The organism is uncultured Marinobacter sp., assembly GCF_963974375.1.
Lineage (GTDB): Bacteria > Pseudomonadota > Gammaproteobacteria > Pseudomonadales > Oleiphilaceae > Marinobacter.
This window is the reverse complement of sequence record NZ_CAXBDN010000128.1, coordinates 1-11,606: the sequence shown is the minus strand read 5'-3', so window position 1 is coordinate 11,606 and position 11,606 is coordinate 1. Positions and strand designations below refer to the sequence as shown.

Here is an 11,606-nt window from a genome sequence, read left to right as displayed (position 1 = left end):
CGTCGTAACCGGCGCCGAGGCAACGCTCGATAAGCTGGCTGAACAGGCCCACATGATCGAAGTAACCATGCAGAACAAGCACGGTTCCCCTGACGGTTGCATCACCGGGATGCCGGTAATAATGCAGTGCCACCTGGTGTCCGCCGGCGTCAATCAGCCCGGGTCGGTACCGCACATCCGGGTACTCCACCCATAAATCCAGACCATAGAACCGGCAGTAAGCGGACATTTCCGATCCCATCTGCAGATCCTGGTCCGGATCAAACGCGGGCAGAGCCTCCCGGAGGGAATCACTTTTCCACTCGGGCACACCTATCTTGTCTTTTTTCCAGTACACGAAATTGCGAACGCCTGTTCCGGAATACGAATGGAAACGGCCAATCTGGCAGGCCTTTTTTTAGTGAGTGCAGAATACCACAGGGCCCAGGGCGCCGTATGAGAATGATGGGTAAAAATCAGGCAAAGATAAGCCACTGCTCCGGTTGCTGATCCATGCGGGAGAAGCGATCCCCCAGTTACTGCAGAAAAAACAACTACGATGGGTCAATCTCAGGTACGTCAATCGCAATATCCCCCCGAATCAGTGCCTCCTTGCGCTGCCGGGGCCAGCGTTTAATCTTCCACTCCAGGCTCAGGGCCGCTGACCGATCGCCAACCGGTGAACTGAACACCATCACCAGTGGCCCCTTGCCCCGGAGGCTGCGGGCACAGCGAGGGCCACTGGCCTGATGTTCAGAAAAGCGTCGTGCTACATCCGTGGTTATGCCGGTGTAGAGACTGCCGCCGGCAGTGCGGATCAGATAGACATACCAGCGTGTCACCGCTCTTTCTCCTCGCTTTCCAGCCAGCGATAGAGCGTCCGCCGATTGATCCCCAGCACCTGGGCTGCCCGCCTCTTGTTGCCTTCCACCGCCGTCATCACTTTTGCCACATAGTCCCGTTGCAGCACCTCCAGCGTTGGCCATTCAGACAGCCCTGCCCCTGGCTGTTCCGGATTGACCGCCGCAGTGTTGCTGGCAGCATCCAGCTGCCGCTTGCGAATGCGGTCCGGCAGGTGCTCCGGCTGCACCGTGTCGCCATCACAGAAAGTCACCGCACGCTCAATGGCGCTGGCCAGCTCCCGCACATTGCCCGGGAACGGATAATCCATCAGTGCCTGGCGCGCGCTGTCTCCCAGCCGCAGGAAGCCACGGCCATGACGATCCGCCGACTGTCGCAGAAAGTGCATCGCCAACAGCTCAATGTCGTCATCGCGCTGGCGCAGGGGTGGTACCGACAGCATCAGGGTTTCCAGGCGGTAATAGAGATCTTCGCGGAACTCATTGCGGCCCACAGCGTCCGCCAGGTGAACGTGGGTTGCCGCCAGAATCCTGACATCGACGGCCTCTTCCCGCTCGGCACCGACCGGCTTCACCTTGCCCTCCTGCAGCACCCGCAACAGTTTTGCCTGCAGGGCGAGGGGCATCTCACCGATTTCGTCCAGCAGCAGGGTCCCGCCACTGGCCTCGGCAAACAGCCCCTTGCGGGTCTGGCGGGCGCCGGTGAAGGCACCGGCCTCGTGACCAAAGAACTCGCTTTCCATCAGCTCCGGCGGAATACCGGCACAGTTGACCGGAATAAAGGGTCCGTCCCGACGATCGCTCTCATTATGGATGGCGTGGGCCACCAGCTCCTTGCCGGTGCCACTCTCGCCGTTGATCAGTACCGCAGCATCGCTGCGGGCCACTTGTCGGATTTCCTGCCGAAGCCTGTCCATCGCGGGACTCTCGCCCATCAATCCCAGCGTCTCCGGATTGTTCGACTGGCTGCGATAGCGGGCCAGCTCATCACTCAGCGCGGCATGGGCCAGGAGTCGTTTGACCTTCAGGCGCAGATGATCGGTGGACAATGGTTTGGTCAGGAAGTCATCAGCTCCGGCCTGCAGGGCATCCACCGCCTGATCGACCGTGCCGAAAGCGGTGATCACAATGAAGGGCACGGTGCGCCCCTCTGCCTGCATGCGCCGCAACACCTGCAGCCCGTCACCATCCGGCAGGCGCAAGTCGGAAACCACCAGATCCGGTGACTGCTGAAGCACCATCGCCATGCCTTCAGAGGCACTGGACGCCACCATCACGCGATGACCGTCCAGTGCCAGCTCTTCCTGCAAAAGACTGCGCAGGCTGGCGTCGTCTTCTACCAATAGTACATAACCTGAATTACTCACCGGCCTCTCCTTGCGGGATGCTGTCGGGGTTGGTCTGCTCCGGTGTGGCGGCCATTGGCCAGTACAGGTCAATACGGCAACCGCCATAAGGACTATCGGACACTTCCAGATATCCCTGATGCTCCTTGATGACACTTTTGACCATCGCCAGGCCCAGACCGGTACCCTCACCTGCCGGCCGGGTGCTGTAGAAAGGCTCAAAAATTCTGATGCGCAAAGCCTCATCGATGCCGGGACCATCGTCGTCTACCCGCAACCGCCAATAATCGTCAACCGCGTCGAAGCGCACATCAACCTGTCGGCCGGCAGCCTGACAGGCATTGCGGATCACATTCAGACAGGCCAGTTCGAAGCGGGTGGGTTCAGCATTGACCCAGACAGGAGCGTCACCGGCTGTCAGCGAGACCGTGATGTCACCAACCTTCGGATCGTCGGCGAGTCCGGCCACAATGTCTTCTATCAGTAACCTCCCATTGACCGGACGGCGTGCATCCGGCACATGGCGGAAACACTCCAGCAACTGCTCGATAATTCTGGTCATGCGCTGGACCTGGTGCTGAATATCATCCAGGTGGCGCTGCTGATCCGGTGCCACGCCGGTGCGCTGCAGGATACCGGCGCGCCCCTGAATGACGTTCAGCGGCGCGCCCAACTCATGGGCGACACCACCGGCCACACGGCCAATCATCGCAACCTTTTCCTGATACTCCAGCTGTTGCGCCAGCTCACGCTCCCGCTGCAGCCGATCATCAATTTCCTGCTCGGCCTGAGCCATGCGCAGACCAAGGTTCTGCAAACCGGCGTGCAGCCTGCGCAGCTCTTCCGGGCCACTGGCGTTTTGTGTGATTCGCCAGTAGCCCGGCGCCATACCGGCCATCACATCCAGCAGTCGCGCCACATGGCGACCCACCGCACCATAGTGGCCAAGTACAACCACCAGAATGACCAGCACCGACAGGCCGCACCAGATGGCCACTGCCCAGATTCGGGCCGAGGCCACCAGTGCATGAAAGTCACTGCGCTTGCGGGTCACCTGAAGCAAGCCGTGAATGCGCCCGTCATCCGCCACCAGCGGGGTAAACTGGGAGAACACCTGCACGCCCTCAACCCGCCGGAAGGCACCTCCCAGTTCTCCGCTCTCAATAACCTGATTGGCACTGCGACTGGTCTCAACCGTAGAGTCTGCCACCCCGAGACTGGCAACCTGCAGACCCTGATCGTCAAATACCGATGCTCCGTAAACCCGGCCAATACGGAAAATGGATTTCAGGGTTTCGTCCATGACAATCGCGTTCTCATCCGCCAGGGCACGGGACAGTGGCCCACTGACTGCCCGGGCAACCAGCTCCAGATCCTCTTTCAGGCGCTCATCCAGATTCCGTTCGACCGCCGTCACAGCGAGGAAAATCCCGCCACCAACCAACAGCATCAGGGGAACCACAATACTGAGCAACAAGGTCAGTCGCAGCGAACGGAACACCCTGCCTGCGTTTTTCAGAACTGCCGGCATTGCCTGACTCCAACCTCTGCAAATGTGTCACACAATGCTGCCACATGTGTCATTTTGCCACAATCAACATTGCCCACAAGTAACCACGAATTAAACATATATCTTTGTTTTTATTGTTTTTTTCCTCACTTTAAAACCTGGCACGACCTTTGTAAGAGCCCATATACCGATAGCCCGATGGCTTCGATGACGAGTCTACTGACCTCGCTCCCTGACTCTGGGACAGGGCCACACAAAGACTCTCTCATTCAAAAGCAGTAAACCAATCGAACGATCAAGGAGACGTTATGAAAAAGTTTCTGACTTCAGCCACTATCTCTCTCGCCCTGCTTGCAGGTGCTCCAGCCCTCGCCCAGGCCCAGCAAAGTGGCGGCCAGACCAATCCGGCAGCGAGCCAGCAGCAGACCAATTTTGACGATGCAGAGCTGCGTCAGTTCGTTGAAGCCCAGTCCGGCATCAACGACATTCGTGATGAGTACATGGCCAAGATCGAAGCAGCGGATTCCCAGGAGAAAGCCCAGGAACTGCAGATGGAAGCCAACGACGAGATGGTGACAGTCATCGACGAGGCCGGTCTCGACATTCCGACCTACAACGCCATTGCCACCGCCTACAACAGCGAGCCCGATGTTCGCGAAAAGGTTGATTCCCTGATGTAAAACCCACTTTGGATCCCTGACGATTACGACTGAGTACAGAAGTCGTTTCAAGCCCCGCCCTGCGGGGCTTTTTTGTCAGGCTGGAAACATCGCTCCACTGTTCGCCACAAACCCTGAGATCCGATACAGATTTGCCTCACTCTGAACTAAGATAACAGCCTTACAGTTACGATTTTGCCCGAGATTGCGGATCAGGCCGCCCGCATCAAGTCTCGGCGATCACCGGAATAACCGATAGGACGGAAAGGAACTGCAGCTGATGATGTTTCGCCACCTGCCCATAACAATGATCACCATTGTTGCTGCTTTTATACTGAGTGGCTGCAGTGACAGCAGCCCCATCGCTACGGGCAAGGGTACCGAACCGACCATCTGGCGATTTGCCCTTGAGGAAATCGGTGGCAGTGTGCAGGACGCTTACGCTCAGGAGTTTCGCTCCCGCATTCATGAGATCTCTGACGGTGCCGTGCAGGTGGAAATCTATCCCTATGGTTCCATCGGTAGCTCGCCACAGCTGACGCAGCTGGTGCGCGATGGACGCGTACATATGGCATTTGCGTCACCGGGGCATCTCGCCGCCACCATTCCTGAAACCGGGGTTTTCAACCTGCACTTTGTGCTTCCGGACGACGAACAAAGCGCCAACAGCAGGCTGGCCAGTGAAGAGTTGCGGGGGATGCTGGCCGAACCGTTTCAGGCCCGGGAACTGCAACTGCTGGATATCTTCAATGAGGGATGGATGGCGTGGACTGCCAATAAACCCTTGCGCACGCCGGAGGATTTTACCGGCCTGCGACTGCGCACCATGACCTCGCCGATCATGACGGATATCTTCCGGGCCTATGGCGCAGAACCTGTGGCCATGCCCTACTCCGAGGTCTATGCCGGTCTGCAACTGAAGCAGATTGACGGCCAGACCAATCCGGTGTTCTCGATTCTGGAGATGAAATTTTACGAACTGCAGGAAGTGATGATCCAGCCCCGGGCGGCCCGGTTCGTCACCACCCTGGTGACCAGCCCTTCCTGGTATCAGCAGCTACCTGAACAACACCAGCAATGGATCGCCCAGGTTCGTGACGGACTGAGGCCCTACGTTGAGGAAAAACAGCAGCAATACAATGCCGAACGTCTTGATCAGCTGAAGAAAAGTGGCCGCATACGGATCGTCGACCTGACCGACGAGGAGCGCAACCGGTTTCGCACCCTGAGCCTGCCGGTACGGGAAATCTATCTGAACCAGACCGGCGCCAATGGTCAGCAAATACTGGACCTGCTCACCCGTGACGAACCGGCGCTTACTCCGGAACCAGCCAGCGCTGACTGAGAGTTGCCTCCAGGGTCAGCGCCACCTGATCCATCAGAACCTGGAACCGTTCAGCAAAGCCCCAGGGCGGATTAACCAACAGCAGACCAGAGCCCACCATGCCCCGCCCGGGCGGGCTGTCCAGCATCAACTCACTGGCCAGCACCTTGCGCACGCCACTTTGCGCCAGCGCAGACAGCATCGGTTCATGGGCATGACTGGTGAGTATCGGATACCAGACAATAAACACGCCGTGACGACATTTTTTCCAGGCCTTGGCCAGTGTTGCCGGCACCTCCTGATAGTCGGTCTTGACCTCCCAGGAGGGGTCTACCAATACCAGCAATCTTGGCTGGGGCGGCGGCAATTGTTTCAGCAATCCTTTCAGCCCGTCCTCCCGCAGCACCCTGACAATACCCGGGCCGGCCCATTCCCTGAGCTGGTCACTTTCAGAGGGGTGCAGTTCAAACACGGTCTGACTGTCCTGGGAGCGCAGATGCCGCCGTAACCACTCCGGGGATCCCGGGTATTGGCGTAACTGGTCAGCGCCCGGATTCAGCGACTCCAGCACCTCCAGCATCGGACGCCAGTCGGGCTCCAGCTCGCTTCGGGCAGCCCAAACTCGCTGAATGCCGGCATCGGCCTCGGCGGTCTTGCGGGCTCTCTCTGACGTCAGATCGTACAGCCCACTGCCAGCATGCGTGTCAAAAACCGCTATACCGGAGGATTTTTCCTGCATCATTTCAAGACACAGGGTCAGGGCGGCGTGTTTCTGAAGATCGGCAAAGTTGCCGGCGTGGAAGCTGTGTAGGTAGCTGAGCACAAAATTTCCTGCTGGTTGATTCAACATGTGGGCGGTTCAGGGTATGTTAGCCTGCTCTCCCCTGTTTTGTCCTGAAGGAGACGGCTTTGTCCCGGAATGATTCCGCAACCCAGGCTTCACCGGCCGACCAGCTTTACAGCCTGATCGCCAATGAAGAGGACGCGCGGGTCTGCACCGACCTGCCCGATGAAGCCTGTCACGAAATCCCCCGTAACTTTTTCCTGATCCTGTTCAGTAACGTGCTGACCAAGCTGGGGGACCTTCTGGTCAGTCCCAAAACCGTGCTGGCGTGGTTGCTGGCGGCGGTTGGCGCGCCGGCACTGGTGGCCTGGCTGGTGCCGATCCGGGAATCCGGCTCGATGATTCCGCAACTGGCTATTGGCGCCTGGATGCGCCGTAAACCGGTGCGTAAATGGTTCTGGGCCGGCGGCAGCTTTGGTCAGGCCATCAGCGTGATGGCCATGGCCGCCAGTGTCTGGTTTCTTGAGGGCTATGCCGCCGGCGGCGGTATTGTTGCCGCACTGGTTGTCTTTTCTCTCGCCAGAGGGTTCTGCTCCGTGGCCATGAAAGACGTCCAGGGTAAAACCATTCCCAAAGGGCGGCGCGGCCGCCTGTCGGGGCTGGCCACCACCCTGGGCGGCAGCGCGACCGCAGTCATTACCCTGGTTCTGTTCCGGGATCAGGGTGACCCGTCAATGCTGTTCTACACGCTGCTGTTGCTGCTGGCTGCGGCGCTTTGGGTCATCGCCGGGGTTCTGTTTGCCTCGGTTGTAGAGCAACAGGGCGAAACCAGCGGGGGTGGGAACGCCATCCGGGAAGCGGTAAAAAGTTTGTCGCTGCTACGGGATGATCCGCCTTTCCGACACTTTGTGGTTACCCGGGCCTTGCTGCTCTGCTCCGCCCTTGCCGCGCCTTACCTCGTGGTGCTGGCTCAGAAAGAGGCCGACAGCAGCTGGACGCTGGGCTTTTTCCTGCTGGCCAGCAGTCTCGCCAGCTCCATCAGTGCCAGTGTCTGGGGCTGGATGGCTGACCGTTCCAGCCGCCGGGTGATGATTCGTGGTGCCGCCATTGCCAGCATCACCTGCCTGGTGGTCGCCATCGCAACCTTTGTGGCGGGCTCGGGTTTCGGCGGCCTGTGGTTCTACCCGGTTGCGTTTTTCGTACTGAGCATTGCTCACGCCGGCGTTCGCCTGGGCCGCAAGACCTATCTGGTGGATATGGCGGGAGGTAACAAGCGCACCGATTACACGGCGGTCAGCAATACGGTCATAGGCGTGTTGCTGCTGGCAACCGGGGCCCTGACAGCCCTGGTCTCACTGATTTCTGATGGGGCCGTGATTCTGGTGCTGGGACTTATGGGTCTGGCGGGCACCGTCAGTGCCCTGAAAATGAAAGAACTGGAGCTGCCGGGTTAGGAAGCCCGGCTAGCACCCGGTCAGGGCGCACGCCCGTCATTGAGTGCCAGCGCCCCACGGACCACCCGATAAATAAACCAGATGGCGGTGCCCAGCAGGATAAACCAGCCCACCAGAATAAACAGCGTGATGATCCCCACCACGGTCCAGGCGAGGGCCAGCCAGAAAGTCCGGATCTGCCAGCGAAAATGGGCCTCAATCCAGGTGTTACGAACGTCGTCCAGCTTGACGTAGTTGATAACCACACCCGCCAGTGCCGACAAACCGCCAATAAACAGGGCGAGACCCTGCAGAATATAGACCGCTACGGCCAGGTTGCGGGCGGGGTCACTTCGGCGGGCTTCATTATCGGGATCCGCGGGGATAAATTCCGGCTCGGGCACAGGCTACCTCCTGAATTATGTATGGGCTCAGTATAAGGGCCTGGGCCCTCATCATCTACCCGGGCCACTGCGCCCTCTAATCCCCCCGGACAGACACCCTGGGCAACCCACATACGAAATGCTGATCAGCCCCGGGCATCGGGCTTGTACCCTATCCGCAGACCGCCCCAGTGACGACCCTTAACGTACACCGGCACAGAAAGATCGTGCATGATTTCTCCGGTATCACGACGGTAAGTCTGCAACAGCATTGGGTCGGTATGGCTGCCGCAACGGGCACCGGTACGGTCATTGAACAGGCGTTTGCTGCGACTGCGCAGCAGATCTTTTGCGGGGTCCCCGGTCGGTTCATGGGCAAACGCCCGATTATGAGTGGGCACATAGCCGTCCGGTGCAGTGGCAATGGCAAAGACCACATTTGTGTGGGAGTCTACGACCGGTTCCTGCAGCGGTGGCAGTACCCGATCGGTAAACTGGTCAAATCCACTGCGATATTTCGGGGGCTGGGTGCCGGGTACGGGTTGTCGGGTTCGGTCGAACAGCTGATCCAGCGTAACCTCGCCCTTTACCAGAGCTTCCTCGAAACACCGGCCTATGGCCATCGCCGTCTGGCGGGCCTGATCGTAAAAGAACCGGTGGTAGCTGTCCTTACTGTGCAGTGCCAGGGCCGCATTGGCAGTTTCTGCCAGGGTCATTAACCGTGCGGCCTCACCCGCCAGCGCACCCACGCTCTGGTCACTTTCGGTCATTTCATCACGCAGGGTTTCAATGCTCTGCAGCACCTGACCCAGATTCTGCTCGTTCTGCTGATCATTGACGGCAATGCTGACCACCTGCTGCTCCAGACCATCCGCCCCGGAGCGAATTTCAGCCAGTCGTTCGGCAATGGTTTCCACCGAACCGAGACCCTGGTCCACGGTTTCTGCCAGCTGTTCTATTCCAGCCATGATCTGTCCGGTGGAAGTGCGAATTTCATCCAGCATACCCGCCACCTCACCGGTCGCGCGGGAGGTACGACCGGCCAGTTCCCGCACCTCGTCGGCCACCACCGCGAAGCCCCGCCCCTGGTCACCGGCGCGGGCGGCCTCTATGGCAGCGTTCAGGGCCAGCAGGTTGGTCTGTCCGGCGATTTCGTCAATCACCGACGTCACTGACTGAATACGGTCGGACTGTTTGCTCAGCGCGCGGATCAGCACCAGATTCTCTGCTGACTGCTCGTGGGCCTGCCGTATTTCAGCAATCGCCGTGGCAAGTGCCTCGCGACCACTGGCACTCAGAGCACTGGCATGGCGAGCCAGTTCGGCCGCATCCGTTGCCTGACGGGCGCATTCCCGGACTCTCTCTGTCACCTGCCCCGTGTAACGGGCGATGTCCCGGGTCGCTTCCACCTGACGGTCCAGACGCAGCTTCAGCTGGTCCGCCGCCCAGGACACTTCGGCGGTGGAAATGGCGTTGTCATCCGCAGTGGCGGACAGGGTACCGGTAAGGTCCTGAAACGAGGAAAGGCGCACCGTTACAGCAGCGACAATGGCCTCTACCGACGGCTCAGGGCTATCGAGCACACCAGCCAGACTGCTGAAGGCCCGATTCATTGGCTGAAGCAGCAACAGCCAGCCGGCCAGCATGACCACGGCAGCACCAAGAAACCAGCCCAGAGCCAGCCCCTGCCAGCCCGCCCACGCCAAAAACACCGCTGGCACCATAAGGAACAGCAACAGGACACCAGTACGAACGGAAGAGAAGAACATGGAAAGCAACATGGGTTTTCCACCCTGATTATTGTTATGGGATTTCGACGAACCTCCAAAGCATATTAGAAATATCGGTTCCGATAACTCCGACTTTAGTTCATGGGGAGATTAATTCAGTCCAGATAACGCAAAAAGGCGCTCCGAAGAGCGCCTTTTACACTTCTTTCAGGACGATCAGCTGCCGATCAGGCCGCCATCATCCTTGGTGATCACAACCGTTGAGGAACGTGGGCGGCTGTTGCCACCTTCCGGCCAGTTGCTGGTAAAGTTACCAACCGTGGATGTATCACCCGGGTGCTGGATGTTTACAAACATGGTCTTGCCATCTGGTGTGCTCACAACACCGGTAACCTCACATTGCGTTGGGCCGGTCAGGAAGCGCTTGATTTCGCCGCTTTCCGGGTCAGCCGCCAGCATCATGTTGTTGCCGAAGTTACCCGCATTGCCCTCGCCTCGCAGCAGTGAACCACTCATGTCGGTCTGGATCCAGAGGGTACCGTTCTGGTCAAACCAGAGTCCGTCCGGAGCCGCAAAGGTGGCGTCTTCAGTCAGGGTTTCACCGGTGACCAGATTCTTGCCCTCTTCCTTTTCAAAGCCATCAGCGGTCAGGCCTTCTGCGTTACCGGCCATCACAAAGATGTCCCAGGCAAAGGTTTCAGACTTGGGGTCACTGTCTGTCTCAGTCCAGCGAATGATGTGGCCGGTAATGCTGTTGGCACGGGGGTTGGGGGCGTCCGTTTCGTCCTCTCCGCGACTGGTATTGTTGGTCAGGGCGAAATAGACGTCGCGGTTTCTGGGATTGATAGCACCCCACTCCGGACGGTCCATCTTGGTAGCGCCGGCAATATCCGCCGCGAGACGGGCGTTCATCAGAAGCTCCGCCTGATCGGCGAACGCTGCATCGAAGCTGATGTCACCAACGGTGGTTCCCACCGCTGCATTCATTTTTGCAATAAATTCCGCGTCATCCATAGACAACGGCAGCCATTCACCGGAGCCGTCTTCGTTGAACTTACCGGCGTAAAGCGTTCCTTCGTTCAGCAGATAACCGCCGGCTGAAGAGCTGTAGTACGGCTGACTGGACACAAACTTGTACACGTATTCGAAGCGCGAGTCATCACCAGAATAGGCAACCACCGGCTCGCCTTCGATGGCTTCGTGGAAAATAATGCCTTCATGGGCAAAACGTCCCAGCGCCGTCCGTTTCTGTGGAACGCTCTCAGGATTGAAAGGATCCACTTCCACGATCCAGCCAAAGGTATTGGCTTCGTTGCGGTAGTCGTCAGTAGCAGCGCCTGCACCTGCAGTGACATCAAACCGGATGTATTCATCAGCACCGGAGTCCGCCAGTTCCCAGGAGTAGCGACCATTGGTGGTACGAACGCCATAACGCTGCTGCTCTTTATTCCGCACGCCCTTGTTGACGAAATAGCCGGCCCAGTTTTCTTCACAGGTCAGATAGGTATTCCAGGGAGTGACACCGTGGGCACAGTTGTTGATGGTACCCCGGGTGCGGGTACCATCAGTGCTGTAACGGGTGCGAACCAGGTCAGTAC

General features: G+C 58.7%; 10 protein-coding genes and 1 pseudogene. 3 read left to right on the top strand and 8 right to left on the bottom strand.

Annotated features, from left to right (window positions below):
• The 4 genes and pseudogenes from AAC035_RS11955 to AAC035_RS11940 form a co-directional block, all read right to left on the bottom strand.
• Positions 1-337: pseudogene (locus AAC035_RS11955) on the bottom strand (alpha/beta hydrolase); the annotation flags it as partial.
• A 196-nt stretch (positions 338-533) separates the two neighbouring features.
• Positions 534-821, bottom strand: coding sequence for a GIY-YIG nuclease family protein (locus tag AAC035_RS11950; RefSeq protein ID WP_339804388.1), 288 nt, complete (start codon positions 819-821; stop codon positions 534-536).
• Positions 818-2,206 (bottom strand): sigma-54 dependent transcriptional regulator, encoded by a 1,389-nt coding sequence (locus AAC035_RS11945; RefSeq protein ID WP_339804386.1) that lies wholly within the window; start codon positions 2,204-2,206, stop codon positions 818-820. Before AAC035_RS11945 ends, AAC035_RS11950 begins: the two co-directional genes overlap by 4 nt.
• On the bottom strand, positions 2,199-3,716 hold the full coding sequence (locus tag AAC035_RS11940) for a HAMP domain-containing sensor histidine kinase (protein ID WP_339804383.1): 1,518 nt from the start codon (positions 3,714-3,716) through the stop codon (positions 2,199-2,201). The genes AAC035_RS11945 and AAC035_RS11940 overlap by 8 nt, the downstream gene beginning before the upstream one ends.
• A 287-nt stretch (positions 3,717-4,003) precedes the next feature.
• On the opposite strand from AAC035_RS11940, the gene AAC035_RS11935 reads away from it, so the two are divergent.
• Together AAC035_RS11935 and dctP are read left to right on the top strand one after the other, a co-directional pair.
• Positions 4,004-4,375 carry a DUF4168 domain-containing protein gene (locus tag AAC035_RS11935; RefSeq protein ID WP_339804381.1) on the top strand — a complete coding sequence of 124 codons (372 nt, stop codon included), beginning with the start codon at positions 4,004-4,006 and terminating at the stop codon, positions 4,373-4,375.
• A 259-nt stretch (positions 4,376-4,634) separates the two neighbouring features.
• Positions 4,635-5,699 carry a TRAP transporter substrate-binding protein DctP gene (gene dctP / locus AAC035_RS11930; RefSeq protein WP_339804378.1) on the top strand — a complete coding sequence of 355 codons (1,065 nt, stop codon included), beginning with the start codon at positions 4,635-4,637 and terminating at the stop codon, positions 5,697-5,699.
• On the opposite strand, the gene rlmJ is transcribed toward dctP, so the two are convergent.
• Positions 5,671-6,501: a 23S rRNA (adenine(2030)-N(6))-methyltransferase RlmJ gene (gene rlmJ, locus AAC035_RS11925; protein WP_339804375.1), complete on the bottom strand. Its 831-nt coding sequence runs from the start codon at positions 6,499-6,501 to the stop codon at positions 5,671-5,673. The genes dctP and rlmJ overlap by 29 nt on opposite strands.
• An 86-nt stretch (positions 6,502-6,587) precedes the next feature.
• On the opposite strand from rlmJ, the gene AAC035_RS11920 reads away from it, so the two are divergent.
• Complete coding sequence (locus AAC035_RS11920) at positions 6,588-7,916, top strand: MFS transporter (RefSeq protein WP_339804373.1); 1,329 nt, start codon at positions 6,588-6,590, stop codon at positions 7,914-7,916.
• A 20-nt stretch (positions 7,917-7,936) separates the two neighbouring features.
• On the opposite strand, the gene AAC035_RS11915 is transcribed toward AAC035_RS11920, so the two are convergent.
• From AAC035_RS11915 to AAC035_RS11905, 3 genes are all read right to left on the bottom strand, one after another.
• On the bottom strand, positions 7,937-8,299 hold the full coding sequence (locus tag AAC035_RS11915; RefSeq protein WP_339804370.1) for a hypothetical protein: 363 nt from the start codon (positions 8,297-8,299) through the stop codon (positions 7,937-7,939).
• A gap of 125 nt (positions 8,300-8,424) precedes the next feature.
• Entirely contained in the window at positions 8,425-10,059 is a 1,635-nt protein-coding gene (locus AAC035_RS11910; protein WP_339804365.1) for a methyl-accepting chemotaxis protein, read from the bottom strand.
• Positions 10,060-10,224: 165 nt separating this feature from the next.
• A partial coding sequence (locus AAC035_RS11905; RefSeq protein ID WP_339804362.1) for an alkaline phosphatase PhoX occupies positions 10,225-11,606 on the bottom strand: 1,382 nt, incomplete at its 5' end.

Coding starts and splice junctions, on each gene's coding strand:
- AAC035_RS11935 (WP_339804381.1), top strand. CDS start 4,004: ATGAAAAAGTTTCTGACTTCAGCCACTATCTCTCTCGCCCTGCTTGCA.
- AAC035_RS11910 (WP_339804365.1), bottom strand. CDS start 10,059: ATGTTGCTTTCCATGTTCTTCTCTTCCGTTCGTACTGGTGTCCTGTTG.
- dctP (WP_339804378.1), top strand. CDS start 4,635: ATGATGTTTCGCCACCTGCCCATAACAATGATCACCATTGTTGCTGCT.
- AAC035_RS11940 (WP_339804383.1), bottom strand. CDS start 3,716: ATGCCGGCAGTTCTGAAAAACGCAGGCAGGGTGTTCCGTTCGCTGCGA.